This is a genomic window from Actinoplanes sp. NPDC051346 (assembly GCF_040682215.1).
Lineage (GTDB): Bacteria > Actinomycetota > Actinomycetes > Mycobacteriales > Micromonosporaceae > Actinoplanes.
In genome coordinates this window covers 831,477-856,575 of the sequence record NZ_JBFBAJ010000001.1, presented here as the reverse complement: position 1 = coordinate 856,575, position 25,099 = coordinate 831,477, and the positions used below count along the sequence as shown (strand labels likewise).

Annotated in this window: 26 protein-coding genes and 1 pseudogene; 9 read left to right on the top strand and 18 right to left on the bottom strand. The window is 71.8% G+C overall.

What is annotated here, in order from left to right:
- Positions 1-78: 78 nt before the first annotated feature.
- The gene (locus tag AB0M36_RS03840; protein WP_364151819.1) at positions 79-582 is read left to right on the top strand and encodes a hypothetical protein; all 504 of its coding nucleotides are present in this window, start codon (positions 79-81) and stop codon (positions 580-582) included.
- A gap of 82 nt (positions 583-664) precedes the next feature.
- Here AB0M36_RS03840 and AB0M36_RS03835 read toward each other — a convergent pair whose 3' ends face one another.
- From AB0M36_RS03835 to pgsA, 7 genes are all read right to left on the bottom strand, one after another.
- Positions 665-1,417, bottom strand: coding sequence for a YebC/PmpR family DNA-binding transcriptional regulator (locus AB0M36_RS03835; protein WP_364151816.1), 753 nt, complete (start codon positions 1,415-1,417; stop codon positions 665-667).
- A 20-nt stretch (positions 1,418-1,437) separates the two neighbouring features.
- Positions 1,438-2,043, bottom strand: a complete 606-nt coding sequence (gene pdxT, locus AB0M36_RS03830) for a pyridoxal 5'-phosphate synthase glutaminase subunit PdxT (RefSeq protein ID WP_364151813.1) — start codon at positions 2,041-2,043, stop codon at positions 1,438-1,440.
- Positions 2,044-2,101: 58 nt separating this feature from the next.
- A complete protein-coding gene (gene pdxS / locus AB0M36_RS03825; protein WP_364151810.1) occupies positions 2,102-3,010 on the bottom strand; it encodes a pyridoxal 5'-phosphate synthase lyase subunit PdxS in 909 nt (302 codons plus the stop codon).
- 114 nt (positions 3,011-3,124) lie between these two features.
- The gene (locus AB0M36_RS03820) at positions 3,125-3,655 is read right to left on the bottom strand and encodes a hypothetical protein (RefSeq protein ID WP_364151808.1); all 531 of its coding nucleotides are present in this window, start codon (positions 3,653-3,655) and stop codon (positions 3,125-3,127) included.
- A gap of 25 nt (positions 3,656-3,680) precedes the next feature.
- Entirely contained in the window at positions 3,681-4,835 is a 1,155-nt protein-coding gene (locus AB0M36_RS03815) for a glycosyltransferase family 4 protein (protein WP_364151806.1), read from the bottom strand.
- Between the two features lie 14 nt (positions 4,836-4,849).
- Complete coding sequence (locus AB0M36_RS03810) at positions 4,850-5,740, bottom strand: phosphatidylinositol mannoside acyltransferase (RefSeq protein ID WP_364151803.1); 891 nt, start codon at positions 5,738-5,740, stop codon at positions 4,850-4,852.
- Positions 5,737-6,390: a phosphatidylinositol phosphate synthase gene (pgsA, locus tag AB0M36_RS03805; protein WP_364151800.1), complete on the bottom strand. Its 654-nt coding sequence runs from the start codon at positions 6,388-6,390 to the stop codon at positions 5,737-5,739. Before pgsA ends, AB0M36_RS03810 begins: the two co-directional genes overlap by 4 nt.
- Positions 6,391-6,676: 286 nt before the next feature.
- Between pgsA and AB0M36_RS03800 the strand changes: the two genes are divergently transcribed.
- Complete coding sequence (locus tag AB0M36_RS03800; RefSeq protein ID WP_364151798.1) at positions 6,677-8,827, top strand: elongation factor G-like protein EF-G2; 2,151 nt, start codon at positions 6,677-6,679, stop codon at positions 8,825-8,827.
- A gap of 3 nt (positions 8,828-8,830) precedes the next feature.
- On the opposite strand, the gene AB0M36_RS03795 is transcribed toward AB0M36_RS03800, so the two are convergent.
- Positions 8,831-10,024: an FAD-dependent monooxygenase gene (locus tag AB0M36_RS03795; RefSeq protein ID WP_364151795.1), complete on the bottom strand. Its 1,194-nt coding sequence runs from the start codon at positions 10,022-10,024 to the stop codon at positions 8,831-8,833.
- A 53-nt stretch (positions 10,025-10,077) separates the two neighbouring features.
- Here AB0M36_RS03795 and AB0M36_RS03790 point away from each other — a divergent pair, with 53 nt between their 5' ends.
- A complete protein-coding gene (locus AB0M36_RS03790; RefSeq protein WP_364151792.1) occupies positions 10,078-10,665 on the top strand; it encodes a TetR/AcrR family transcriptional regulator in 588 nt (195 codons plus the stop codon).
- Here the strand turns inward: AB0M36_RS03790 and AB0M36_RS03785 are convergent, their stop codons facing one another.
- The 3 genes and pseudogenes from AB0M36_RS03785 to AB0M36_RS03775 form a co-directional block, all read right to left on the bottom strand.
- Positions 10,666-11,145 carry an HIT domain-containing protein gene (locus AB0M36_RS03785; RefSeq protein ID WP_364152266.1) on the bottom strand — a complete coding sequence of 160 codons (480 nt, stop codon included), beginning with the start codon at positions 11,143-11,145 and terminating at the stop codon, positions 10,666-10,668.
- Between the two features lie 63 nt (positions 11,146-11,208).
- A complete protein-coding gene (thrS, locus tag AB0M36_RS03780) occupies positions 11,209-13,182 on the bottom strand; it encodes a threonine--tRNA ligase (protein ID WP_364151789.1) in 1,974 nt (657 codons plus the stop codon).
- Positions 13,183-13,261: 79 nt separating this feature from the next.
- A pseudogene (locus tag AB0M36_RS03775) lies at positions 13,262-13,981 on the bottom strand (ADP-ribosylglycohydrolase family protein); the annotation flags it as partial.
- Positions 13,982-14,120: 139 nt separating this feature from the next.
- Between AB0M36_RS03775 and AB0M36_RS03770 the strand changes: the two are divergent.
- The 4 genes from AB0M36_RS03770 (at position 14,121) to AB0M36_RS03755 (ending at position 18,796) form a co-directional block, all read left to right on the top strand.
- Positions 14,121-14,810 (top strand): response regulator transcription factor, encoded by a 690-nt coding sequence (locus tag AB0M36_RS03770; protein WP_364151786.1) that lies wholly within the window; start codon positions 14,121-14,123, stop codon positions 14,808-14,810.
- Positions 14,811-14,914: 104 nt separating this feature from the next.
- Positions 14,915-16,231 carry a HAMP domain-containing sensor histidine kinase gene (locus AB0M36_RS03765; protein ID WP_364151783.1) on the top strand — a complete coding sequence of 439 codons (1,317 nt, stop codon included), beginning with the start codon at positions 14,915-14,917 and terminating at the stop codon, positions 16,229-16,231.
- A gap of 242 nt (positions 16,232-16,473) precedes the next feature.
- Positions 16,474-18,612, top strand: coding sequence for an RICIN domain-containing protein (locus AB0M36_RS03760; RefSeq protein WP_364151781.1), 2,139 nt, complete (start codon positions 16,474-16,476; stop codon positions 18,610-18,612).
- Between the two features lie 22 nt (positions 18,613-18,634).
- Positions 18,635-18,796: a hypothetical protein gene (locus AB0M36_RS03755; RefSeq protein WP_364151778.1), complete on the top strand. Its 162-nt coding sequence runs from the start codon at positions 18,635-18,637 to the stop codon at positions 18,794-18,796.
- A gap of 45 nt (positions 18,797-18,841) precedes the next feature.
- Here the strand turns inward: AB0M36_RS03755 and AB0M36_RS03750 are convergent, their stop codons facing one another.
- Both AB0M36_RS03750 and AB0M36_RS03745 read right to left on the bottom strand, forming a co-directional pair.
- Positions 18,842-19,864: an adenosine deaminase gene (locus AB0M36_RS03750; RefSeq protein WP_364151776.1), complete on the bottom strand. Its 1,023-nt coding sequence runs from the start codon at positions 19,862-19,864 to the stop codon at positions 18,842-18,844.
- Positions 19,861-20,640, bottom strand: a complete 780-nt coding sequence (locus AB0M36_RS03745) for a trans-aconitate 2-methyltransferase (RefSeq protein WP_364151773.1) — start codon at positions 20,638-20,640, stop codon at positions 19,861-19,863. Before AB0M36_RS03745 ends, AB0M36_RS03750 begins: the two co-directional genes overlap by 4 nt.
- Before the next feature lie 65 nt (positions 20,641-20,705).
- Between AB0M36_RS03745 and AB0M36_RS03740 the strand changes: the two genes are divergently transcribed.
- Both AB0M36_RS03740 and AB0M36_RS03735 read left to right on the top strand, forming a co-directional pair.
- Positions 20,706-21,683, top strand: a complete 978-nt coding sequence (locus AB0M36_RS03740) for an aldo/keto reductase (RefSeq protein ID WP_364151770.1) — start codon at positions 20,706-20,708, stop codon at positions 21,681-21,683.
- Positions 21,670-21,951, top strand: coding sequence for a hypothetical protein (locus AB0M36_RS03735; protein WP_364151768.1), 282 nt, complete (start codon positions 21,670-21,672; stop codon positions 21,949-21,951). Before AB0M36_RS03740 ends, AB0M36_RS03735 begins: the two co-directional genes overlap by 14 nt.
- 136 nt (positions 21,952-22,087) lie before the next feature.
- Here AB0M36_RS03735 and AB0M36_RS03730 read toward each other — a convergent pair whose 3' ends face one another.
- The 5 genes from AB0M36_RS03730 to AB0M36_RS03710 form a co-directional block, all read right to left on the bottom strand.
- Positions 22,088-22,291 carry a cold-shock protein gene (locus AB0M36_RS03730; protein ID WP_011905669.1) on the bottom strand — a complete coding sequence of 68 codons (204 nt, stop codon included), beginning with the start codon at positions 22,289-22,291 and terminating at the stop codon, positions 22,088-22,090.
- Positions 22,292-22,559: 268 nt separating this feature from the next.
- A complete protein-coding gene (locus AB0M36_RS03725) occupies positions 22,560-22,832 on the bottom strand; it encodes a DUF4235 domain-containing protein (RefSeq protein ID WP_364151765.1) in 273 nt (90 codons plus the stop codon).
- Positions 22,829-23,266: a DUF3618 domain-containing protein gene (locus AB0M36_RS03720; RefSeq protein ID WP_364151763.1), complete on the bottom strand. Its 438-nt coding sequence runs from the start codon at positions 23,264-23,266 to the stop codon at positions 22,829-22,831. The genes AB0M36_RS03725 and AB0M36_RS03720 overlap by 4 nt, the downstream gene beginning before the upstream one ends.
- Positions 23,263-23,700, bottom strand: a complete 438-nt coding sequence (locus tag AB0M36_RS03715; RefSeq protein WP_364151761.1) for a phage holin family protein — start codon at positions 23,698-23,700, stop codon at positions 23,263-23,265. The genes AB0M36_RS03720 and AB0M36_RS03715 overlap by 4 nt, the downstream gene beginning before the upstream one ends.
- 82 nt (positions 23,701-23,782) lie before the next feature.
- A complete protein-coding gene (locus tag AB0M36_RS03710; RefSeq protein WP_364152263.1) occupies positions 23,783-24,973 on the bottom strand; it encodes a mechanosensitive ion channel family protein in 1,191 nt (396 codons plus the stop codon).
- Positions 24,974-25,099: the final 126 nt, after the last annotated feature.

Below are 25,099 nucleotides of genomic sequence, written 5' to 3'. Positions count from 1 at the left end.
GCCGCGCCCCGGGGGCCTCGGGCGACACACGCACCTCGAACCCTTGTGCGGTGACCGGCGTCACTCGACGATGGAACTATGGACGCCGAGCCGCCGCAGGACTATCTCGCGTTCGTAGCCACGCGCCTCGACCCGCTGCGCCGGGAGGCGTCCCGCCTGTGCGGCGGCGACGGATCCACGGCGACGGCGACGGTGCTCACCGACCTGGCCGGCCATTGGCGCTGGCTGAATTTCCAGAGCCGGCTGCACGGGCGTGACGTGCGCGGCGAATACCTCGCCCGGCGCCTGGCCCAGCGGACCGAGGAGTGGCGCGAGGAGCGTTTCCACCCGGTCGAGGTCACGGGCCGCCGATCCGGCGAGACCTTCCGTCGACCCGCGGGCGTGTCGGTCGCGCAGCGGCTCGGCGCGCTGCTGCCGTCGACGGTCCGCGAGGGGACCGCGGTGGTGGCCGAGGCGGAGATCGCCTGGGTGCACGCCTACCGGAGATTCCTGTGGCACCACTACGCCCGGGTCGGCGCGGGCGGCGCCCTGCTCGTCGGCGGGCTGGTGCACGTCATGGCGCGGGCTTCCGGCACCGGATGAACGAAAGCCGGACGAACGAAAGCCGGACGAACGAAAACGGCCGCCCGGAAGATCCGGACGGCCGTCACGAACAGCGCGACGCCTAGGCGTCGATCCTCGCCATGACCTCGTCGCTGACGTCGAAGTTGGCGAAGATGTTCTGCACGTCGTCGCAGTCCTCGAGCACGTCGATCAGCTTGAGGACCTTGCGCGCGGCCTCCTCGTCGACCTCGACGGTCATCGTCGGCACCAGGGAGGACTCGGCCGAGTCGTAGTCGATGCCGGCGTCCTGCAGGGCGGTGCGGACGGCGACCAGGTCGCCGGGCTCGCTGACCACCTCGAACGAGTCACCGAGGTCGTTGATCTCCTCGGCGCCCGCGTCGAGGACGGCGAGCATGATGTCGTCCTCGGACTGCTCGCCCTTGGGGACCAGCACGATGCCCTTGCGGTTGAACAAGTAGGACACCGAGCCGGCGTCGGCGAAGGTGCCGCCGTTGCGGGTCAGCGCGGTGCGCACCTCGGTCGCCGCGCGGTTGCGGTTGTCGGTGAGGCACTCGATCAGCAGGGCGACGCCGTTGGGGCCGTACCCCTCGTACATGATCGTCTGCCAGTCGGCGCCGCCGGCCTCCAGGCCGGAGCCGCGCTTGACGGCGTTGTTGATGTTGTCGTTGGGGACGGAGCTCTTCTTCGCCTTCTGGATGGCGTCGTAGAGCGTGGGGTTACCAGCCGGGTCACCGCCGCCGACGCGGGCCGCCACCTCGACGTTCTTGATCAGCTTGGCGAACATCTTGCCGCGCTTGGCGTCGATGACGGCCTTTTTGTGCTTGGTCGTCGCCCACTTTGAGTGGCCGGACATGCGTAACCTCCGTGTTTTGCTTACCGTGCGGCTGCGGCGTGGCGGACCATCTCGACGAAGTACCGGTGGACGCGCAGGTCGCCGGTGAGCTCCGGGTGGAAAGCCGTGGCGAGCAGGTTCCCCTGCCGAACGGCGACAATCCTACCGGCGGCGGGCCCGTCCGCGACGCGGCCCAGCACCCGCACGTCGTCGCCGACCTCCTCCACCCAGGGCGCGCGGATGAAGACCGCGTGGAAATCGTCGCCCTCGACGTCCTCGATGCGTACGGCGGCCTCGAACGAGTCGACCTGCCGGCCGAACGCGTTGCGCCGCACGGTCATGTCGATCGCGGCGAACGACTCCTGGTCCGGACGGCCGTCGAGGACGGTCGTGGCCAGCATGATCATGCCGGCGCAGGAGCCGTAGGCGGGCATCCCGACGGCGATCCGCTTGCGGATCGGGTCGAGCATGCCGAACGTGACGGCCAGCTTGCTCATGGTGGTGGACTCCCCGCCGGGGATGACGAGGGCGTCGACCTCGTCGAGTTCCTCGGGCCGGCGGACCGGGCGCGCCAGGACGTCGCTCTCGGCGAGGGCGCTCAGATGCTCACGGACGTCGCCCTGCAGGGCCAGGACTCCGATGTTCATGCTTCCTCCGCACATGGCGCCGCGCCGGTCGCGGCGACCGGCGCGGCACAGAGATCGATTACCAGCCGCGCTCGGCGAGGCGGTGGGGCTGCGGGATCTCCTCGACGTTGATGCCGACCATGGCCTCGCCCAGGCCGCGGGAGACCTTGGCGATCACGTCGGGGTCGTCGTGGAAGGTCGTGGCCTTGACGATGGCGGCCGCGCGCTGGGCCGGGTTGCCCGACTTGAAGATGCCGGAGCCGACGAAGACGCCCTCGGCGCCCAGCTGCATCATCATCGCCGCGTCGGCCGGGGTGGCGATGCCGCCGGCGGTGAACATCACGACGGGCAGCTTGCCGGTGGCCGCGACCTCCTTGACCAGGTCGTACGGCGCCTGCAGCTCCTTCGCGGCGACGAAGAGCTCGTCCTCCGCCAGGGAGGTGAGGCGACGGATCTCGCCGCGGATGGTGCGCATGTGGGTGGTGGCGTTGGAGACGTCACCGGTGCCGGCCTCGCCCTTGGAGCGGATCATGGCCGCGCCCTCGGTGATGCGCCGCAGCGCCTCGCCGAGGTTGGTCGCGCCGCAGACGAAGGGCACGGTGAACGCCCACTTGTCGATGTGGTTGGCGTAGTCGGCCGGCGTGAGCACCTCGGACTCGTCGATGTAGTCGACGCCGAGCGACTGGAGCACCTGGGCCTCGACGAAGTGGCCGATGCGGGCCTTGGCCATGACCGGGATGGAGACCGCGGCGATGATGCCGTCGATCATGTCGGGGTCGCTCATCCGGGACACGCCGCCCTGGGCGCGGATGTCGGCGGGGACCCGCTCGAGGGCCATGACGGCGACCGCGCCGGCGTCCTCGGCGATCTTGGCCTGCTCCGGCGTGACCACGTCCATGATCACACCGCCCTTGAGCATTTCGGCCATGCCGCGCTTCACGCGGGCGGTACCGGTGGTGGGCTGGCTGTCGGGCGCGCTCTCGGACACGGTGTCTGGACTCCTCACGAGGTTGGGATTCGTGAGAATTTTACGCACCCACCCGGTGCCGACCGATGGCCAATCGACCCCCCGGTGGCCTGCACGCGTGCCGCGGGCGAATTGTCAGGCCGCGGGGATGCGCAGGTCCGCGGGCTGCGCCGGGCGCGGGGCCACCGGCACCGGCGGCGCCGGGTCCACCATCTCGAAGTAGCGGGGACGCTCGTACTGCCGGGCCAGGCGCAGCAGCCGCACCAGAATGCGCCCGCGGGCGGTCAGGGCGTCGCGGACCAGGTCGGTGTGCACCTGACGGGCGAGCACGAGCCGGCGGCTGGTGGCCACCAGGGTTGCGGTGGCCGAGTCGGCGCCGGTCAGCTCCGCGGCCTGCAACTGCCGGGTGAGGTCGTTCTCGGCCGCCTCCCGCTCGTCCGGCGTGGCGTCGAGGGCACGGCGGGCGGCCGCGTACAGCTCGGTGAAGCCGGCGTCTTGGGCGACCACGGCCGCCGCGGCGGCGCGGCGCAGCAGGTGGGCGTCGAGGGCCCGAGCGCCGGACTGGGCCCGGACGTGCACCCGTTTGACGCGGTGCGCGGTCCAGGCCAGGTACGCCAGCAGAGCCACCACCGCAAGCGCACCAAGGACCCACCACATGCCGGGCATCGTAGTGCCTGATCGTGTCGGAGAGTCACGTCCCGTGGCGTGGTTCGGCCCACTCTTCGTCGAATACCCGCCCGTCGGTGGCCTCGATCGCCGTGGCGTACACCTCAAGAACGCGTTGGGCCACGCTCGGCCAGTCAAACGTCTTGACTACGCTCCGTGCACACGTCGCCAACTCAGCGCGACGCTGCGGATCGTCCAGCAACTCGCGGAGCAGCGCGGTGAGCGCGGCCGCGTCGCCGGTCGGGAAGAGGGCGCCGGCCCGCCCGCCGTCGAGGACCCGGCGGAACGCCTCCAGGTCGCTGGCGGCGATCGCCGCTCCGGCCGCCATGGCCTCGGTGAGGATCATGCCGAAGGATTCGCCGCCCGTGTTCGGCGCCACATAGACGTCGACGCTGCGCAGCATGCGGGCCTTGTCGGCCTCGCTGACCAGCCCGAGGAACTCGACGCGGGGGCGCACGTCGGCGGGAACGCCCTCGAGCAGGTCGTTGCGGTCGCCGGGGCCGGCCACCAGCAGGCGCAGGCCCGGACGTTCGCGGGCGAGCGACACGAACGCCGTACGCAACAGGTCGAAGCCCTTGCGCGGCTCGGTGAAGCGGCCCAGGAAGCCCAGCGTGCCGCCGTCGGCCGGCCAGCCCGGCAGCGGACTGGCGGCGGCGAACTTGGCCACCGCCACGCCGTTGGGGATCTCGACCGCGCCGCCGCCGAGGTGCTCGACCTGCACCTTGCGGGCGAGCTCGCTGACCGCGATCCGGGCGGTGATCTTCTCGATCACGAGCTGGAGCAGTCCCTGCGCGGCGGAGAGCGCGCGGGACCGGGTCATGGCGGTGTGGAACGTGGCGACCACCGGCCCCCGCGCGGAGAGCACCGCCAGCAGCGACAGGCTGAGCGTCATCGGCTCGTGGACGTGCAGCACGTCGAACTTGCCGCGGGCCAGCCACCGCCGTACCCGCGCGGTGGAGACCGGCCCGAACGCGATGCGCGCGACCGACCCGTTGTAGGGCAGCGGCACCGACCGCCCGGCGGGCACCACGTACGGCGGCAGCTCGGAGTCCTCGTCGGCGGGCGCCAGCACGCTGACCTCGTGGCCCAGCCCGATCAGCGCCTCGGCGAGGTCGACGATGTGGTTCTGCACGCCGCCGGGCACGTCGAAGGAGTACGGCGAGACGATCCCGATCCGCACGGCTGCCCCGCCCCTCAGACCCGGGCGCTCTGGCTGAGCCACAGCTTCTGGAGCATGTGCCAGTCCTGCGGGTGCTCGGCGATGCCGACCGCGAACGCGTCCGCGACCCGCTGGGTCGTCTCCTTGATCCGCACGTCGAGGGCGCCCTCGGTGGCGAGTTCGATGCGGCGTACCCGGGCCATGGTCCGCTCGGGGGAGAACCAGAGGTCGACGGCGAAGAGCGGGGCACCCGTGCGCAGCGCGAGCAGTGCCGGGCCGGGCGGCATCCGGGTGCGACCGCCGAAGAACCGCACCTCGACGCCACGCGCGGACAGGTCACGGTCGGCCAGCAGCGCCACCGCCCAGCCCCGCGAGAGCCGATCGGCGAGCACGTCGAGCGGGGGCCGCTCGCCGCCGGTCAGCGGGAGGACCTCCATCCCGAGCTTCTCCCGGTACGCGACGAAGCGCGCGAAGAGCCCCTCGGGCTTCAGCCGCTCGGCGACGGTGATCATCTTGTAGCCGTGGGAGACGAGCCAGGCGCCGGCCGCGTCCCAGTTGCCGACGTGCGGCAGCGCGAGGACGACGCCGTTGCCCTCGGCGATGGCCGCGTGCAGTTCGTCGGAGTTCACCAGGTCGAAGTCGGCCAGGAACCGCTCCCGCGACTGCGAGGGCAGCCGGAAGGCCTCCATCCAGTAGCGGGCGTACGAGCGCAGCCCGGCGCGGACCAGCTCGTCGAGCTCGCCCTCGCTCAGGTCGGGCCCGACCACCTGGCGCAGGTTGCGGCGCAGCCGCTGGGTGCCCGGCCCGTTGCCGCGGGCGGCGCGGTCTGCGGCGACGTTGAACACCGCGCGGGCGGCCGGCAGCGGCAGCATCCGCACCAGCCGCCACCCCGCGGCGTAGCCGAGCTCGGTGAGCCGGTCCTTCACGAGGCATCGCCCGCCGGAGCGACGGGCTCGGGCGGCGCGGCGCCGGGCCGGTCGCTGCGGGCGGCGTGGATCAGCCGCTGGAAGACGGTGATCAGCGACAGGCCGGCGACCACCCAGAGCGCGGCCGGCAGCCCCCACTCCAGGTCGGCGCTGCCGAGCAGGCCGCCGACGCCCAGGATGAGCAGGCGCTCGAGGCGTTCGGCGATGCCGACGTCGGCGTTGAGGCCGAGGCTCTGCGCGCGGGCCTTGACGTACGAGACCACCTGGCCGCCGACCAGGCTGGCCAGAGCCGCCCAGACACCGCCGTACGGATTGCCCTCGGTGGCCAGGTAGTAGACGACGGCGCCGAAGACCGCTCCGTCGGCGATGCGGTCCATCGAGGAGTCGAGCAGCGCGCCGAACTGGCCGGCGGGGCCGCGCATGCGCGCCATCGTGCCGTCGAGCGCGTCCGTCAGCGCGCACGCGGTGACGATCACCGTGCCCCAGAAGAGCATGCCCTGGGCGCCGAACCAGGAGCCGACGAGGACGCCGACCGTGCCGGCGACGGTGACCGCGTTTGGCGAGACGCCGAGGCGCAGCAGGAGGCGGGCGGTAGGGTCGACGCCGTACGCAACGACGGCTCGGGCGGGCACGCTGACGATCTTTGCCATGGCCGTCCCACCATAACGGCGCCCGACCACGGACGGTACGGCCCTGCCCCCACGTCGCCGAATCGTCACCGGGAACCCAGGTCACGTCCCCGCGGCGACTACAGGGGGTTGCGCCGGCGACTGCGGTGGGTGTCAGATCCAAGGACAGCGTCGTAACAGCCGGGAAACTCCCCGTTCGGCACGGCCGGGTGGTGCGGCGCGCCATCGCACCAGGCGGCCAGTACATCCGCATTGACCTCCTCGGAGGAGAATGGCCGCCGACCGGCTGACAGGAGGTGCGTCAGGGATGGCGCAGAAGACCCAGGACAACACGGCAGGGCCGGTGGTGACCGAGCCCGGCAGAGTACGCAACGTGGTGCTGGTGGGCCACTCCGGAGCGGGAAAGACGACGCTGGTCGAAGCGCTGCTGGCGGCGACCGGCACGATTCCCCGCGCCGGGACGGTGGCCGACGGCACCACGGTCTGCGATCACGACCCCGCGGCCGTACGCCAGCAGCGGTCCGTCTCGCTCGCCTGCGCGTCCGTCGTCCACGACGGCATCAAGATCAATCTTTTGGACACCCCCGGGTACGCCGACTTCGTCGGTGAGCTGCGCGCCGGCCTACGGGCCGCGGACGCCGCGCTCTTCGTGGTGTCCGCCGTCGACGGGGTGGACGAGGCGACCACCGCCCTCTGGGAGGAGTGCGCCGCCGTGGGCATGCCCCGCGCGGTCGCCATCACCCGGCTCGACCACCCCCGGGCCGACTACGACCAGGCGCTGCAGGACTGCCAGGAGGCGTTCGGCGAGAACGTCATGCCGATCTACCAGCCGATGCTCGGCGACGACGGCACCAGCGTCGAGGGCCTGATCGGGCTGGTGACGCTGCGGGTCCTGGACTATTCCCAGGGCTATCCCCCGCGCGCCGCCGAGGCCGAGCCCGCCCACCTCAACCCGATCAAGGACGACCGCGACCTGCTCATCGAGGGGATCATCGCCGAGAGCGAGGACGAGACCCTGATGGACCGGTACGTCGCCGGCGAGCTGATCAGCACGGACACCCTGGTGCCGGACCTGGAGAAGGCGGTGGCGCGGGGCAACTTCTATCCGGTCATCCCGGTCTGCGCGGGCACCGGCGTCGGACTGGACGCGTTGCTCGACGGGCTGGCGACCAGCGCGCCCTCGCCGCTGGAGCACGAACTGCCCGTGGTCACCGGCGTGGACGGGAGCCCCCGTTCGCCGCTGACCTGCGACCCGGCCGGCCCCCTGGTCGCCGAGGTGGTCAAGACGACGATCGACCGGCACGTCGGCCGGGTCTCGCTGGTCCGGGTCTTCTCCGGCACCCTGCGCCCCGAGCTGACGGTGCACGTGTCGGGCCACGGCCTGACCGACCGCGGCCACCCCGACCACGACGCCGACGAACGCATCGCCCACATCTACTCGCCGCTGGGCGCGCAGTTGCGCGAGGTGTCCGCCTGCGCCGCCGGCGACATCTGCGCGATCACCAAGTCGGGCAGCGCCGAGACCGGCGACACCATCTCGAGCAAGGACCAGCCGCTGCTCATGCGGCCCTGGACCATGCCCGAGCCGCTGCTGCCGATCGCCGTGGTCGCCAAGACCCGCTCCGACGAGGACACCCTGGCCAAGAACCTGGCCCGGCTGGTGGCGGGCGACCCGACGCTGCGCCTGGAACGCAACGCGAGCACCCATCAGCTCGTGCTCTGGTGCATGGGTGAGGCGCACGCCGACGTCGTGCTGGAACGGCTGCGAGCCGGCGGCGCCGACCTGGACACCGAACCGGTGAAGGTCACGCTGCGGGAAACCTTCGGCACCGCGTCGAAGGGTCACGGCCGGCACGTGAAACAGTCCGGCGGGCACGGCCAGTACGCCGTCTGCGACATCGAGGTGACGCCGCTGCCCCGCGGCTCCGGATTCGAGTTCGTGGACAAGGTCGTCGGCGGCGCGGTGCCGCACAACTACATCCCCTCGGTGGAGAAGGGCGTGCGCGCGCAGCTCGAGCGCGGCATCGTCGCCGGCTATCCGGTCGTCGACCTGCGCGTGACCCTGGTGGACGGCAAGGCGCACAGCGTCGACTCCTCCGACGCCGCGTTCCAGACCGCCGGCTCACTCGCCCTGCGCGAGGCCGCCGAGCAGGGCCAGATGACGCTGCTGGAGCCGATCGACGAGATCGTGGTGCGGGTGCCGGACACCTACGTGGGCGCCGTGATGAGCGACCTCTCGGGCCGCCGCGGCCGCCCGCTGGGCACCGAGACCGACGACGACGGCGAGCACAGCCTCATCCGCGCCGAGGTGCCCGCGACCGAGCTGCTGCGCTACGCCGTGGAGCTGCGCGCGCTGTCCTCGGGGGCGGGCACGTTCTCCCGCACGTACGCGAGGCACGAGCCGATGCCGGCCCACCTGGCCGACGCGGTCCGCAAGGAGCACGCCGCCGGCAAGTGAGCCTCAGACGGCCGCCGCCATCGGGTACGCGGGCAGCTCGATGGCGTTGGCCGCCTGGCGCAGGGGCCGGGTGACCCGCTCGATGATCTGGCGCTTCCACGGGTTGTACCGCAGGGTCCGCAGCCCGTGGTGGCGCACGGCAAGCTGCCACCGGTCGCCGGGCACCATGTCCCGGGCCATCGCGCGGCCGAGCAGCACGTTGCGCTCGACGAAGGGACGCATCACCGTCTCGTAGCGGGTGAACGCGGCCGCGTGCCCGTCGCCCGCGGCCAACTCTCCCGCGAGCACGTAGGCACCCACCAGCGCAAGGCTCGTGCCCTGCCCGGACGACGGCGCCGGGCAGTGCGCGGCGTCGCCGAGCAGCGCCACCCGCCCGGCGGACCATCGCGGCAGCTCGACCTGGCTGAGGGAGTCGAAGTAGAGGTCGCGGGGGCCGTCCAGCGCCGTGAGGAAGGAATCCACCCGCCAGCCCATGCCGGCGAAGCGCTCGCGGAGCACCCGTCGTGGATCGTCGGTCGCGATGACCGGCGAGGCGAACACGAGCCCGACCTTGGCAGGCTCCGAGGGCTCGGTGCCGTAGGCGAAGACCATCCGTCCGGGACGGCTGAAGAAGACCTCCTCATGGTCCAGGCCGAGGTCGTCCGGGACGTCGAAGATCGAGATGTACGCACCCAGGTGCCGCAGCGGCACGTCGCCCATGACGGCCCGGCGCGTCGCCGAATGCAGCCCGTCCGCGCCGACGACCAGGTCGAAGCGTCGGGTGGCGCCGCTCGCGAAGGTCACCGCCACGCCGTCGGCACGCTGGTCGAGGCCGGCGATCGATTCGCCGAAGAGATATTCCACGTCGCCGGCGGTGGCGGCGTGCAGGATCCGGGTCAGGTCGGTGCGCATCACCTCGAGGTCGTCGCCGCGACGACCCATGAGCAGGTCGGCGTCGAGCGTCGCGATCGCTGACCCGTCCGGTCGCACGTAGGTGATGTGCCGCATCCCGGTGTCGACGGCCCGCACGGCCTCGTAGAGGCCCAGCCTCTTCAGAACCTCGATCGCCGCGCCGCGGATGTCGACCTTGTAGCCGCCGTCGCGCAGGGCCGGCGCCCGCTCGACGACCGTGGCCCGCAGGCCGTGCTTGTACAGAGCCAGGGCGAGGGCGGGGCCGGCCAGTCCGGCACCCGAGATCAGAACCTCACGTCGTGTCATGCGGTCACTATACAAACGTCTTACACATACGTATAGACCCTAGGATGGCGGCCATGGGACACCGCGAGGACCTGCTCGAGGGCGCGAAACGCTGCCTCTACGAGAAGGGCTACGCACGAACGACGGCGCGCGACGTGGTGGCTGTGTCCAACACCAACCTCGGCTCGATCGGCTACCACTACGGCTCGATCCGGGCCCTGATGAACGCGGCGATGCTCAGCGCGATCGAGGACTGGGGCGACGCGGTCGGCGCCGCGCTGGCCGCGGAGCCGCGCGACGAGCCCGGCGATCCGCTGGTCCGCTACTGGCGGCGGGTGATCGGCACCCTCGACGCCCACCGCGATCTCTGGCTGGCCAGCGTCGAGGCGATGATTCAGAGCGAACGCTCGCCCGACCTGCGGGCGCAGCTCGCCGAGGGCATGGAGCAGGGTCGGCGCGGGCTCGCCGCGCTGCTCACCGGGCGGGAGGAGGACGGCCTCGACGAGCAGACCGTCCGCACCCTCGGGGCGGTCTCGATGGCGCTGATGTCCGGCGTGATGACCCAGTGGCTCACGGATCCGTCCCGGGCCCCCTCCGCCGAACAGATCGCGGCCGGGGTCCGGGCGCTGTCCACCGTCGCCGCGGCGGAACAGCCGCGCTGATCAGGTCGCCGTCGCCCAGGCCTTGGCGAGCAACTCGCGGGTGTCGCCGAGCAGCTGCGGCAGGACCTTGGTCCGGCCGATCACCGGCATGAAGTTGCCGTCGCCGCCCCACCGGGGCACCACGTGCTGGTGCAGGTGCGCGGCGATGCCCGCGCCCGCCACCGCGCCCTGGTTCATGCCCAGGTTGAAGCCGTGCGGGCTGCTCGCCTGGCGGATGACGCGCATGGCCCGCTGGGTGAACGCCGCGAGCTCCGCCGTCTCCGGGCCGGTCAGGTCGGTGTAGTCGGCCACGTGCCGGTAGGGGCACACCAGCAGGTGCCCGGGGTTGTACGGGTACAGATTGAGGACCACGAACACCGCTTCGCCGCGCGCCACCACCAGGGTCTCGCCGTCCGGCAGCCCGGGCGCGACGCAGAACGGGCAACCGGACGGTTTCTCGTAGCCGCCCTCGGGTCGGTCCGCACCGGAGATGTACGCCATCCGGTGCGGAGTCCAGAGCCGATCGAGACCGTCCGGTTCCCCTACGTCGCTCACCCGCCCACCCTAAGCGGCGGAGGGCCCGGTGTTGACCCGGGAGCGCACCACCTCGACCACGTGGGCCACCGCCTCGTCCAGCGCCATCCCGTTGCGCTGCGAACCGTCGCGGTAGCGGAAGGAGACCGTGCCGCCCTGGACGTCGTCGTCGCCGGCGATCGCCATGAAGGGGATCTTCTGCTGCTGGGCGGTGCGGATCTTCTTCTGCATCCGGTCGGTCGAGTGGTCGACCTCGGCCCGGATGCCCTCCTTGCGCAGAGCCGCGACGAACTCCTCAAGGTAGCCGGCGTGGTCGTCGCGGATCGGGATGCCGACCACCTGCACCGGGGCGAGCCAGGCCGGGAACGCGCCGGCGTAGTGCTCGACCAGCACGCCGAAGAACCGCTCGATCGAGCCGAACTTCGCCGAGTGGATCATCACCGGCTCCTGGCGGGTGCCGTCGGCCGCCTGATATTCCAGGCCGAAGCGGGCCGGCTGGTTGAAGTCGTACTGGATGGTCGACATCTGCCAGGTCCGGCCGATCGCGTCCTTCGCCTGCACGCTGATCTTCGGACCGTAGAACGCCGCGCCGCCCGGGTCGAGCACCAGCTCGAGCCCGGACTCCACCGCCACGTCCTCGAGCACCTTGGTGGCGACCTCCCACTGCTCGTCCGAGCCGATGAACTTGTCGCTCTTCGGGTCCCGGGTGGACAGTTCCAGGTAGTAGTCGTCCAGGCCGAAGTCGCGCAGCAGCGACAGCACGAAGTTCAGCAGGTGCTTGATCTCGGCGGGCGCGTCCTCGGCGGTGACGTACGAGTGCGAGTCGTCCTGGGTCAGGCCGCGCACCCGGGTCAGGCCGTGCACCACGCCGGACTTCTCGTAGCGGTAGACCGAGCCGAACTCGAACAGCCGCATCGGCAGCTCACGGTAGGACCGCCCGCGCGACCTGAAGATCAGGTTGTGCATCGGGCAGTTCATCGCCTTGAGGTAGTAGTCGGCGCCTTCCATGTGCATGGGCGGGAACATGGTGTCCGCGTAGTAGGGCAGGTGGCCCGAGGTGTGGAAGAGGTTCTCCTTGGAGATGTGCGGGGTGCCGACGTACTGGAACCCCTCCTCGATGTGCCGCGCCCGGACGTAGTCCTCCATCTCCCGCTTGATCACACCGCCCTTGGGGTGGAAGACCACCAGGCCGCTGCCGATCTCGTCGGGGAAGGAGAACAGGTCCAGCTCGGTGCCGAGCTTGCGGTGGTCGCGGCGCTCGGCCTCGGCGAGCCGGTTCAGGTACGCCTTCAGCTCGTCGCGGCTCGGCCACGCGGTCCCGTAGACGCGCTGGAGCTGCGGGTTCTTCTCGCTGCCCCGCCAGTAGGCGGCGGCCGAGCGCATCAGCTTGAAGGCCGGGATCATCCGGGTGCTGGGCAGGTGCGGCCCGCGGCACAGGTCGCCCCAGACCCGCTCGCCGTCCTTGCCGAGGTTGTCGTAGTGGGTCAGCTCGCCGGCTCCGACCGCCGCGGCCTCCTCGTCCACGTCACCCTTGATGTCGACGAGCTCCAGCTTGTACGGCTCGTGCGCCAGCTCGGCCTTGGCCTCGTCGAGCGTGGCGTACTCGCGCCGACGGAAGGTCTGCCCGGCCTTGATGATCTCCTGCATGCGCTTCTCGAGCTTGGCCAGGTCGTCGGGCTGGAACGGCTTCTCGACGTCGAAGTCGTAGTAGAACCCGTCGCGGATCGGCGGTCCGATGCCGAGCTTCGCCTCCGGGAACACGTTCTGCACCGCCTGGGCGAGCACGTGCGCGGCCGAGTGGCGCAGCACGTCGAGCCCGTCCGGCGAGTCGATCGACACCGCCTCGACGGTGGCTTCTTCCTCGGGCGTCCAGTCGAGGTCACGCAGGCGCCCGTCCGCCTCGCGCACCACGACGATCGCCTTGGGACCGGACTGCGGAAGGCCCGCGGCGGCCACCGCGTCGGCCGCCGTCGTCCCCGCCGGCACGACCAGAGCTGCGGACACGGTGGTTCTCCTTCAGTTGGGATGAGCGTTCGTTCAGTTGGGATGAGCGTTCGCGAAGAATGCTAGTAGGTCCATTTCCTCACCCCTCGCGCGACGCGGCCACCCACTCCGGCAGCGGTTCGCGGGCCGCGATCCACTCCGGTGGGATGCCCTCGACCCCGGTGTGGGCGGCGACGACTCCCCCGGCCATGGCGGCGGTCGTGTCCACGTCCCCGCCGGCGGCGACGCACGCGGAGATCGCGCCCGGGTAGTCGTCGAGGTGACGCGCGGCAACCCACAGCGCGAACGGCACCGAGTCCTGCGCCATCGCCCTGCCGCCGGTCCCCAGCTCGTACGCGGCCTCGCCCGCGTTGTCGATGCGGGTGGCGGCGACCAGGCCGTCGCGTACCCGGCTGTGCGGGGTGTGCGCGAGCACCGCGCCCAGCAGGTCCACCGGCTGGCCGTCGAGCCGGGCGGCGACGGTCACCGCGACGCCGCCCGCGACGCCCTCGGGATGCGCGTGGGTGACCTCGGCGGCCCGGGCGCCCTGGTGGGCGGCGTGGACGAGCGAGTCGGCGTGCCAGGCGCCGAGCGGGGCGGCCCGCATGGCCGCGCCGTTGCCCGCCGAGCCCTGCCCGTCGAAGGCGGCCGCCGCCGCGATCGGCCACGGGACGCCCCCGCGGATCTGCCGCAGCATCACCACCGCGCCGGGGCCGTAGCCGCGGTAGGGGTCAAAATGGCGGCCGAGGAGGTCGGCGAAGCGGTCGAGGTCGAGGTCGGCGTCGTCACCCTCGGTCAGGGCGGCGAGCAGGCAGCAAGCATGCCGCGCGGGTGTCGCGAAAGAGTGTGAAGGTCATCGGTGCGCCGATACTACCCTAGTTTCCGTGACTCTCCGTATTCGTCAGATGCCGGTGAATGACGAATTCGGTTCCCCTTGCCAGGGGCAGTACCTTCTTCGCATGGCCACGGTGTTGCTCGTCGAAGACGACCACGTCGTGCGCGGTGCGATGCTCCGGTCGCTGGCCGACCGGGGACACGCCGTGCACGCCGTCGGGACGGCTCTCGACGCCCTGCGCCGGGTGGCCTCGGAGACCCCCGATCTGGTCGTGCTCGACCTCGGCCTGCCCGACCTCGACGGTTCGGACGCGCTGCGGATGCTGCGCGGCATCACCGACGTGCCGATCATCATCGCCACCGCCCGCGACGACGAGCAGACCGTGGTGCGGCTGCTGCGGGCCGGCGCCGACGATTACATGGTCAAGCCGTTCACCGGCGCCCACCTCGACGCGCGGATCACCACGGTGCTGCGCCGCGTCGGCCGGGCCAGCCGGACGGCGCAACCCGCCGTGCACGAGGTCGGTGAGCTGCGGGTCGACGTGGGCGAGCGCAGCGCCACCCTCGGTGACGAGCAGCTGAGCCTGACCCGCAAGGAATTCGACCTGCTGGCCTACCTGGCCGCGCGCCCGGGCCGGGTGGTCTCCCGTCGTGAGCTGTTGGAGGAGGTATGGCGACAGCCGTCAGTCGGCGAGGACCAGACGATCGACGTGCATCTGTACTGGCTACGTCGGAAACTGGGCGAGTCCGCGGCGAAGCCTCGCTACCTGCGCACCGTGCGGGGGGTCGGATTCAGGTTGGTGGCCCCGGACTAAGGGCCCGGCTGGCCTGCGTCACCGCCGCCACCACCGCGGTCGCCGCCCTCGCGTTCCTCGTCCCCCTGGGCTGGGAGCTGCGCACGAACCACCGTGACAGCGCCATGTCCGGGGCCGAGCAGCGCAGCGCCACCGTCGCCGGCGCGGTCGCGGCCAACGCCGGCAAGAAGGGCATCGACGCGGCGGTCACCGCGGCGGGCGGCGGCGTGGTCGTGCACGCCCCCGGCACCACCCGGAACAGCCGCGTCTCCGCGGAAGAGCTCGTCGCGGCCGCCCGTGGCACCGCGCCCGTGGAGGTCGACGTCGACGGAGGCGTCGTCCGGCTGCAGCCGGTGACGGTCGGCGGCAAGACGTCGGTCGTCGAGGCGTTCGTGGCCGACGCCGAGCTCGACGAGGGCACCGCCAGGGCCTGGTGGATCCTGCTCGGCATCATGCTCGCTCTGATCATCGGATCGGTGATCGTGGTGGACCGGCTGGCCCGCGGCGCCGTCGCCTCGGTGCGCAACCTCGTGCACGCCGCGATGGCGGTGGGCGGCGGCGACCTGGGCGTACGCATCCAGCCGTCCGGACCACGGGAGCTGGCCGAGGCCGGGTACGCCTTCAACCGCATGGCCGACCGCCTGGTCACCTCGCGCACCAGCGAGCGGGAGCTGGTCGCCGACCTGTCCCACCGGCTGCGCACCCCGCTCACCGTCCTGCGCCTGGACGCCGAGGCGCTCGACCCCGACGACACCCACATCGGCGAGTTCTCCGCCGCCGAGCTGGATCGCCGACGCGGCATCCGGCGGATCCGGCAGGCGATCATCACCCTCGAGGGCGAGGTCGACCAGCTCATCAACACCACCCGGGCCGCGGTGGCCGCGCAGGTCGCCGACGCGCCCGAGGAGGGGCTGTGCGACGCGGCGGAGGTGGTCCGCGACCGCATGGTCTTCTGGTCCGCCCTGGCCGGCGACCAGAACCGGCAGTACCGCGTGGTCGGGGCCCAGCTCCGCATCCCGGTGCCGGTGGCGCGCGCGGAGCTCGCGGCGGCGCTGGACGCGGTGCTCGGCAACGTCTTCCGCTACACCCCGCAGGGCACGGCGTTCGAGGTGGGCCTCACCCGCCGCGACGGCTGGGTGGGGCTGCGGGTCGACGACGCCGGTCCCGGCATCGACGACCCGGAGAAGGCCATGCAACGCGGTCAGAGCGAGCAGGGCTCGACCGGTCTGGGCCTGGACATCGCCCGGCGTGCCGCACAGGCCGCGGGCGGCTCGGTCAGCCTGGCCCGCGCCGCGATGGGCGGCGCCAGCGTGGTGATGCTGCTCGCCGACGCCGACGCCCCGCCCAAGCAGGCGAGCCGCTTCGGTCTGGTGGGTCGACTGGCCCGCGAGCGCGATCCGGCGAAGCGCAAAAGGCCGCAACCGCGTACGGATGACGCGTGAAACGGCCCCGGCCGTCTCGCCCCACGCAATTACCCCGGACGGTAGAAGTATTGCTTAGATCTGTATTAAGGGCATTCCCCTGGCGGGGAAGGCCTGGCAATCTCTACCCGGATCCCATCCGGCTTCCCGGTGCCGAGCCCACAGCACGTCCCCCCCTTCGGGGCCGGCGAAGCCACTTCGCGGTGGGAGGTGGTCACCCCATAACCCCCTCCCACCGCGCTCCCGCAGCACGAGGAGAAGGTTTGTCCGCCCACCGACGGCCTGAGCTTCGTGGGGAGGCACCGCAGCGGCGGCGCTCGACCCCCGACCGCGGCCGACGGCATTCGACCCCGGCCGCGCATCGCCTGCTGCCCGTCGTGCTCGGCGTCGCCGTGCTCGGCATCGGCGTCGTGGTGGGGCCGGGCGTCCTCGACGGCCAGTGGGGTTCCGGCGACGGGAACGACCGCGAGCGCATCACGTACGCGTCGCTGCCCGACGACGACCCGGGCCGGGGCATGGTCTACGACGGCCTGGTGCCCGCCGGCCGGGAGTCGCTCTGCGCCGGCACCTACGAGCTCGACGCCGAGACCTGCACCCACGGCCCGGATCCGGCGCCGGCCGGGCTGGAGGTCGGTCGCGACGTCAATCCGGTGACCGACAAGGTGCCGGAGCCCGCGCAGCCCGCGCGCGAGCCCGCCACGGTCCCGCCGGACGCGGAGATCGTGCGCGACGAGGGCGGCATCTCGCTGGCACCGGGCGCGCCCGCGTTGATCCCGGAGGCCGCACCGGGTCAGGCCGACTTCGTCATGGGCGCGCACGACGTGGCGTGCGACGGCGACGGGCGTACGGGTAACCGCATCCAGGTGCTCTATGTGCACGAGTTCGGCACGCCCAGCCGCTACACCGGCTATCTCGGCTCCATCCGCAACTGGGCGGCCGGCGTCGACCAGATCTTCGACGCCAGCGCGGCCGAGACCGGCGGTTCGCGGCACATCAGGTACGTCACCACGCCGCAGTGCCGGGTCGACGTCGCCGAGGTGCAGATGCCCGAGGGCGCGCTCGCCTCCTTCACGAGCACCATCGCGAAGCTGCGGACCCTCGGCTACAACCGCAACGACCGCAAATACCTGATCTTCGCGGACGCCAACGTGTACTGCGGCATCGGCACGTTCATCGCCGACAACCGCCCCGGGCTGGGCAACCGCAACAACGGCGGGCCGTCGTACGGTCGGGTGGACGCCGGCTGCTGGAGCTCGGCGGTCGCGGCGGTCGAGACGACCAACATGCTCGGCGCCCTGCTGCGCGACTCCCCCAACTCGACCGGCGCGGGCAGTTGCACCGACGACCACGATCCGCTCTGCCACGAGGACCGGTCCGGCGAGCGACTGCGGACGGTGTGTCCCAAGAAGCAGGAGATTCGCCTCGACTGCGGGCACGACGACTACTTCAGCACCGACCCCCGGCCGGACAGCTACCTCGCGAAGAACTGGAACGTGGCGCAGAGCGAGTTCCTGTTGCGCAGCGACGGCGGAGACGAGCCGCCGGACGCTCCGAACGCCACCGCCCCGGCGACCCCGGACGCCACGACCGCGACGGGCGCCACGGCGTCCCGGGTCACCGGGGGCGGCGAGGCCGACGGTGGCGGGGACGCACCGGGCGGGCCGGGCGGGCCCGCGACACAGCCGCTCGCCCACGCCGGCGGTGGCCCGGTCACCGAGCCGGCGGCGGCCCGGACCGTGCAGGCCGTCCTCGAGGTCCGCGAGTCGACGAGCACCGCGGTCCGGCTGACCTGGAGCGCGGCCGCTCCGAAGGCGGAATACCAGGTGGAGGTCGACGGCAGGGTCATCGCGACCACCACGGCGACCCGGGCCCGGCTGATCGGGCTGAAGCCGGACACGAAATATCAGGTCAGCGTCCGCAGCACGTCCGGCTACGCCGCCCGGGGCGTCGCGGAATCGGCGCCCGCGGCCCGGCCGGCGGCCAACTCCTGGTTCGTGCTGGTGAACTCCCTGACCGGCGGCGCGGCCGACCTGTACGCCGCGCGTTCGGCGAACGGCACACCCCTCACGCTGGGCAGCGCGGACGGCGGCTCCCAGCAGCAGTGGCGGCTCGTCCCGGCCGGCAACGACAGCTTCACGCTGCAATCGCGGGCGACCAACAAGTGCGTGGCACCGCTCGGCGGCAACCCGGTGGTCGGGGCGCCGTTGGTGCAGGAGGACTGCGTCGCGGCCGACAGCCGCCGGTGGAAGCTCTTCGCCAGCAACCACGGCTTCAGCCTGCGAACCAGCGCCGGCGATCTGACCGTCGGGGTGGGCAGCCAGCGCTTCGGCACGGCCCGGCTGCTCGTGCTGCAGCGCCCGGAGCAGGCCCGGCACCAGAGTTGGACGGCGGTGCCCGGCTGACGCCGGGCGAGGGGGAGAGACGATGCTCGACACGGACATACACACCGGACCCGAAGCCGACGAGGACGATCGACGACCGTTCTTCCACCGGCGGCGGGTCGTACGCGTGGTGACGATCCTGACGGTCGGGATCCTCGCCGTGCTGGCGATCTGGCAGGACCCGCTCTACGCCCACCGCTCCTGACCGCGCTCCGCGCGAGACACCCGCCGGAGTGCGGCGGCGGGCGCGTCAGGCGTTGCCGGCGGCGTAGTCGCCGATCTCGGTGAGCAGCTTCTCCTTGCCCGCGTGGGGCAGGAAGGACGCGGAAACGGCGGCCCGGGCGAGGTCCGCGACGCCGGCCGCGTCGAGGCCGAGCAGGTGCGCCGCGACGGCGTACTCCTCCTCGAGGGTCGTGCCGAACATCGGCGGGTCGTCCGAGTTGATGGTGACGGGTACTCCGGCGGCGACCAGCGCCGCGAGCGGGTGCTCCTCGATCGAGGCCACGGCCCGGGTCCGCACGTTCGACGTCGGGCACACCTCGAGCGGGATCCGGTGATCCGCCAGATAGGCCATGAGCTGGGCGTCCTGCGCGGCCGAGATGCCGTGCCCGATCCGTTCGGCGCCCAGGTCGCGCAGCGCGTCCCAGATCGTGCCCGGCCCGGTCGTCTCGCCCGCGTGCGGGACGCTGTGCAACCCGGCCGCCCGCGCCTTGTCGAAGTAGGGCTTGAACTGCGGCCGCGGCACCCCGATCTCCGGCCCGCCGAGGCCGAAGCTGATCAGGGAGTCGGGCCGCTCCTCCAGCGCGATGCGCAGCGTCTCCTCGGCGGCGGTCAGCCCGGCCTCGCCCGGGATGTCGAAGCACCAGCGCAGGTCGATGCCGAAGTCGCGGGCCGCGCCCGCGCGGGCGTCCTCGATGGCCTCGCAGAACGCCGGCGCCGGGATGCCGCGGCTCACGTGCGAGTACGGCGTGACCGTGAGCTCGGCGTACCGGACCTGCTGGCGGGCAAGCTCCCGGGCGACCTCGTAGGTGAGCGTGCGCACGTCCTCGTCGTCGCGGATCAGATCCACCACGCTCAGGTAGACCTCGATGAAGTGCGCGAAGTCGCGGAAGGCGAAGTAGTCGGCGAGCGCGGCGGGGTCGGCGGGGACCGGTGAGTCGCCCTCGTGCCGGGCGGCCAACTCGGCGACGATGCGCGGCGAGGCCGAGCCGACGTGGTGCACGTGCAGCTCCGCCTTCGGCAGGCCGGCGATGAACGAGGCCAGCTCGGTCACTTTTCCTCCTGGACTTGGGCCACGACGAAGATCCGGCGGAACGGGAATGCCACCTTTCCGCTCCGGGCAGGGTAGACCGCTGCCAGCTTCGCACCGAGATCGGCCCGGAAGACGCGCCACGCCGTGTCGCCGAGCGCCGCCTTGACGGGGCGCAGGGCGGTGCCCTCCATCCAGCGCAGGACCGGGTGATCGTCGCCGGTGGCGGGCAGCAGGTGCACGTAGGTCGTCTCCCACGCGTCCACGCTCGCGCCCTCGGCGACCAGGCGGGCCGCGTACCCGGCGGCGTCGTCGACGGGGGCCTCGCGCACCACCTCGCCGAGCGTCGCCGCGTAGAGCGCGCTGCGGGCGAGCTCCCGCAGCATCCGGTGCGACGGCGCGTCGAAGTTGCCCGGCACCTGCAGGGCGAGCCAGGCGCCCGGCGGGAGCGCGCGGGCCCATCGGGTCAGCAGCTCGTCGTGACCGGGGACCCACTGCAGCGCGGCGTTGGTGATGACGACGTCCGTGTCGGGGCCGGGCCGCCAGTGCGCCAGGTCGCCGAGGTGGAACTCGACGCCCGTGCCCCGCGCACCCGCTTCGGCGATCATCTCCGGGGACGAATCCAGTCCAGCGATACGGGCCCCGGGCCACCGTCCCGCGAGGGTCTCGGTGAGCTCGCCGCTGCCGCAGCCGAGGTCGACGACCGCGCGCGGGTGCTCCGCGCCGACGCGCGCCAACAGATCGACGAAGGGACGGGACCGCTCGCTGCCGTAGCGGTGGTAGACGGTGGGATCCCACATAGGTCGCTCCAAACCGTACGTACGTTTTGTTTGCAGCGTATCACCGGGAGACTAGGCTCGCCGTCGTGGAAAAGCGCAGGTTCGGCCGCCTGGGGCGGGAAGTCGCGGCGATAGGCCTCGGCGCCTGGCAACTCGGCGCCGACTGGGGCGAGGTGAGCGAGGACGACGCGCTCGCCACCCTTCGCGCCGCCGTGGAGTCCGGCGTGACTTTCATCGACACCGCCGACGTCTACGGCGACGGCCGCAGCGAGCAGGTCATCGGCGTCTTCCGCTGTGGGGCGCCGGGACTGACCGTGGCCACCAAGATGGGCCGCCGGCTGCCGCAGGAGCCCGGCAACTACACACTCGACAACTTCCGGGCCTGGACCGACCGCTCCCGGGCCAACCTCGGCATGGACACCCTCGATCTGGTGCAGCTGCACTGCCCGCCGACGGCGGTCCTGCACACCGAGGCCGTCTACGACGCGCTCGACACGCTGGTGCAGGAGAAGCGCGTCGCGGCGTGGGGCGTCAGCGTCGAGTCGACGGACGAGGCCCTCGCGGCGATCGCCCGGCCCGGCACCGCGAGCGTGCAGATCATCCTGAACGCCTTGCGGCTCAAGCCGATCGAGCGAGTCCTGCCGGCGGCGGCGGAGGCGGGCGTCGGCATCATCGCCCGGGTGCCGCTGGCCTCCGGGCTGCTTTCCGGCCGCTACGACGAGCACACTAGGTTCGGCGCGGACGACCACCGCAGCTACAACCGCCACGGCGAGGCCTTCGACGCGGGCGAGACCTTCTCCGGGGTCGACTACGGCACCGGGCTCGAGGCGGTACGCAGACTTCGGCCGTACGTGCCGGAAGGGATGACGATGGCCCAGTTCGCTCTGCGCTGGATCCTGGACCACCCGGCGGTGACCGTGGTGATCCCCGGAGCCCGCAACGCCGACCAGGCCCGCGGCAACGCCGCGGCGGCCGGCCTGCCCGCCCTGGCCCCCGAGGCCCACGCGGCGGTCGGGGCGGTCTACGACGAGCTGATCAGGCCCCAGGTCCATGACCGCTGGTGAGCACGGACCGGCACAGCAGCCGGCGGCGGCGGACGACAGCGTGCCCATGAAGGGTTGGCTCGCGCTGACCGGTGGCCTTCTGGCGCTCGTGGTGGGCGTCCTCTGGACCGCGCAGGGCCTGGACCTGGTGCACGACAGCGTGCTCAGCGGGGTGACCGCCATGGCCGTCGTGGGTCCGGTGGCGGCGGTCGCGGGTGTGGCCCTGATGGTGATCGGGGTGCGGGTCCGCGCCCGGTTCAAGCAACAGCGGGAGCGCACGGGCCCCTGAGTCCGAACAGGAGGGTCGCGGGGCCAGAAAGAAGAACGGCCCCGCACCCTGGGGGACCAGGACACGGGGCCTTTCTTACTAGAGCCGATCTCCGGCCAGGCGATCGACTGCCGACATCACGGCCGGCCGGTTGGTCTCAGAGGGGGCGAACCTGCTCCGCCTGCGGGCCCTTCTGACCCTGGGCGATCTCGAACTCGACCCGCTGGTTCTCTTCCAGAGTGCGGTAGCCGCTCGTCTGGATGGCCGAGAAGTGGACGAACACGTCAGCACCCCCGCCGTCGACGGTGATGAAGCCGAAGCCCTTGTCTGCGTTGAACCACTTCACGGTTCCTTGCGCCATGCTGAACTCTCCTTCTGAAAATGCCGGCCCGGTGATGCGGGGCCGATGGTCGTTTTCGAGCAGCGGCGCCGCGAACGGCCTTTCAGAAGGAGCGGTCCCCTGCAGAAGACCTACCACCTGAACCACTTACACAAAAACTGGCCACACTGTACCCGAAGAACGGCCTCAAAAGCTTCCCCTCGAGCGAATCCCATCGACTTCCAGGGCAATGGAAAAGGCCCTCGGCAGCGCCGAGGGCCTTGACGGTGGTCGATACAGTCAGCTCAGATCAGTCCGGCCAGGTGCCCGTAATCTTCCGGACGCCGGCGGCCCCACCTCGATCGACGAGGGCCTTTACGGTCGCGAAGATCGCACCCTGCAGGGCCGCCGCGGCGATGATCTCTCCCCAGCCGCGGTCCTCATCGGTGGCGTTCGGAGCATCGTCGTCGCCGGCGGCCAGTTTCCAGACCTCCTTGAAGAGGAAACCGGCCACGGCGCCGGCGCCGATGCCCAGCAGCAGGCCTACCGGCTTGTACGCCACCTTTTGGAGCTTTCCGCTCACCGACGCCTCCCCCGCACGATCAGAATGATGCCCACCAGCGCCACGCCTGCCGCGAGCACCGCCGCGAACGGGACGGGGTTGCGCTTCACCTGCTCGCGGGCGTCCTGAGCCTTGTCCAGCGCGCCGCTCTCGCGCACCTTGTCGAGGGCGGGTGCGATCTTGTCCTCGGCCTGCGAGGTGGCCGCCCGGACCCTGCCGGAGGCCGCCGCCGCGGCGGTCGCCGCCGCCCCGCGCACCTTCTCGGTCGCGTCGTGCACCTGGGCCTTCGCTTTGGCCTTGGTGATCTCGACCTGTTCCTTCGCCCGTGCCTTCACATCCGCCTTGGCCGCGAGGGCCTGGACGGTTTCGCCCAGCTCCGCGCGGGTCTGCTTGATGTCCGCACGGATTGCGTCCACGTCGGGCTTGGTCCCCGATCCACCGTTCTTGTCGCTCATGCCCGGCTCCTAGCGTTCTTGATCGCGTGCTTGACCTCGTCGACGTCCGCCTTCGCGCTCTCGATGGCGGACTTCGGCTCCGGAGGGATCGCCTGGGTCACCTGCTTCTTGCCGAGCAACGCCAGGACGCCGGCCGAGGCGAACAGCACCACGGAGACGATCAGGGCGGCGAGCCACAGCGGCAGGAAGAGGTCCAGCACGATGATCAGCGTGGCGAGGAGCGCGCCGACGCCGTACAGGGCGAGCACGCCGCCCCCGCCGAACAGACCCACACCGATGCCGGCGTGCTTGCCCTTCTCCGCGAGCTCCGCCTTGGCTAGTGCGATCTCGTCCCGGACGAGGCGAGAGATCTGCTCACTCGCCTTCTGGACCAGTTCCGAGGTGGACTGGTCGGTCCCCGGACGGGCCGGGCTACCGTTCAGGACATCGGCCATGGTGTCCTCCTTTCCCTGCACGCTGTATGCCCTGCCCAACCCCGAATCAATCCTCAGTGTCGCGGACCATGGCCGGCAACGGTCACCGAACCGGCGCCGCGGTGGGAAGACTCGGCTCTGACGAGCCCACATCCGGCGCCCCGGAGGCCTCCTCGTCCGGCCCGGAGAAGGCCGCGGCCCGCTCGTCGCCGTCACTCGTGCCGCTGAAGACCCGGGCGTCGTCCACCGCCTCGGCGTCGGCGGGGCGGCACGCCGCGCGCCGGGCCCCGTTGCCCCCGGGCACGGAGACGTCCCCCTGACGGTCCAGGCCCGTCACGTCGGCCCGCGTCCGCGGCAGGGAGTCGCGGCGGTGGGCGAAGACCCACGCCACGAGTCGCTCCCGCACCAGGCAGCGCAGGTCCCACAGCGACCCCGCGTCATGCGCGCTCACCAGCGCCCTCAGCCGGATCATGCCGCCGACCGCCTCGGTCACCTGGAGCACGCAGACCCGACCGTCCCACAGCTCGGTGCCTTCGCACACGGCACGCAACTCGGCGCGCATCGCCTCGACGGGCGCCGACCAGTCGACGTCGATGTCGGCGGTGCCCAGGACGGCGGACCCGGTGCGGGTCCAGTTCTGGAACGGCTTGGTGGTGAAGTACGAGGTGGGCAGGATGAGCCGCCGGTCGTCCCAGATCTGCACGGCGACGTAGGTCAGCGTGAGGTCCTCGATGCGGCCCCACTCCCCCTCGACCACCACGACGTCGTCGATCCGGACGGCGTCGCTGAAGGCCAGCTGGAGCCCGGCGAAGACGTTGCCGAGCGTGCTCTGCGCGGCCAGCGCGGCGATCACCGAGATGACGCCGGCCGAGGCGAGCACGCTGGCGCCGAGCGCGCGTACCCCGGGAAAGGTCATCAGCACGACGCCGAGGGTGATCACCACGATCGCGGCGACGGTGACCCGGCGCAGCATCTGCACCTGGGTCTTGAGCCGGCGGGCCTTCATGTTGTCCGGGACGTCGACCCGCCACTTGGCGAGCGCCACGTCCTCCATGACGAGCAGCAGGGCGCCGAACAGCCACGCCACGGCGGCGATCACCAGGATCACCAGGGTGTGCAGGACGCCGCCGCGCCCCGGGAAGTCGCCCGCGAAGCCGCGGACGGCCACCTGCACGGCGAAGACCGTGGCGGTGGCCAGGAAGGGTCGGTGCGCGGTGGTCGCCAGGTCGCAGAGCAACGACGAACGGCGCCCGAAGCGCTGGATGATCGTGTGCACCGCCTCGACGATCACCATCGCCGCGCCCGCCGCCACGACGACGGCGAGCAGGGCGCTCAGAAGGCTGGTCACGGTTCCCTCTCCTCACCAGGGTTCGTTGCCAGCGATCCAGCATGCCCTGCCCGCCTGGGGATGAACCCTCGC

Excerpts from the sequence above, each read along its gene's own strand:
- pgsA (WP_364151800.1), bottom strand. The coding sequence starts at position 6,390 with ATGGCAAAGATCGTCAGCGTGCCCGCCCGAGCCGTCGTTGCGTACGGC.
- AB0M36_RS03770 (WP_364151786.1), top strand. The coding sequence starts at position 14,121 with ATGGCCACGGTGTTGCTCGTCGAAGACGACCACGTCGTGCGCGGTGCG.
- AB0M36_RS03800 (WP_364151798.1), top strand. The coding sequence starts at position 6,677 with ATGGCGCAGAAGACCCAGGACAACACGGCAGGGCCGGTGGTGACCGAG.
- AB0M36_RS03835 (WP_364151816.1), bottom strand. The coding sequence starts at position 1,417 with ATGTCCGGCCACTCAAAGTGGGCGACGACCAAGCACAAAAAGGCCGTC.
- AB0M36_RS03735 (WP_364151768.1), top strand. The coding sequence starts at position 21,670 with ATGACCGCTGGTGAGCACGGACCGGCACAGCAGCCGGCGGCGGCGGAC.
- AB0M36_RS03765 (WP_364151783.1), top strand. The coding sequence starts at position 14,915 with ATGTCCGGGGCCGAGCAGCGCAGCGCCACCGTCGCCGGCGCGGTCGCG.
- AB0M36_RS03795 (WP_364151795.1), bottom strand. The coding sequence starts at position 10,024 with ATGACACGACGTGAGGTTCTGATCTCGGGTGCCGGACTGGCCGGCCCC.
- AB0M36_RS03720 (WP_364151763.1), bottom strand. The coding sequence starts at position 23,266 with ATGAGCGACAAGAACGGTGGATCGGGGACCAAGCCCGACGTGGACGCA.
- AB0M36_RS03785 (WP_364152266.1), bottom strand. The coding sequence starts at position 11,145 with ATGGCGTACATCTCCGGTGCGGACCGACCCGAGGGCGGCTACGAGAAA.
- AB0M36_RS03840 (WP_364151819.1), top strand. The coding sequence starts at position 79 with ATGGACGCCGAGCCGCCGCAGGACTATCTCGCGTTCGTAGCCACGCGC.
- AB0M36_RS03745 (WP_364151773.1), bottom strand. The coding sequence starts at position 20,640 with ATGTGGGATCCCACCGTCTACCACCGCTACGGCAGCGAGCGGTCCCGT.
- AB0M36_RS03755 (WP_364151778.1), top strand. The coding sequence starts at position 18,635 with ATGCTCGACACGGACATACACACCGGACCCGAAGCCGACGAGGACGAT.
- AB0M36_RS03790 (WP_364151792.1), top strand. The coding sequence starts at position 10,078 with ATGGGACACCGCGAGGACCTGCTCGAGGGCGCGAAACGCTGCCTCTAC.
- AB0M36_RS03715 (WP_364151761.1), bottom strand. The coding sequence starts at position 23,700 with ATGGCCGATGTCCTGAACGGTAGCCCGGCCCGTCCGGGGACCGACCAG.
- AB0M36_RS03710 (WP_364152263.1), bottom strand. The coding sequence starts at position 24,973 with ATGGTGATCGTCGAGGCGGTGCACACGATCATCCAGCGCTTCGGGCGC.
- AB0M36_RS03730 (WP_011905669.1), bottom strand. The coding sequence starts at position 22,291 with ATGGCGCAAGGAACCGTGAAGTGGTTCAACGCAGACAAGGGCTTCGGC.
- AB0M36_RS03820 (WP_364151808.1), bottom strand. The coding sequence starts at position 3,655 with ATGCCCGGCATGTGGTGGGTCCTTGGTGCGCTTGCGGTGGTGGCTCTG.
- pdxT (WP_364151813.1), bottom strand. The coding sequence starts at position 2,043 with ATGAACATCGGAGTCCTGGCCCTGCAGGGCGACGTCCGTGAGCATCTG.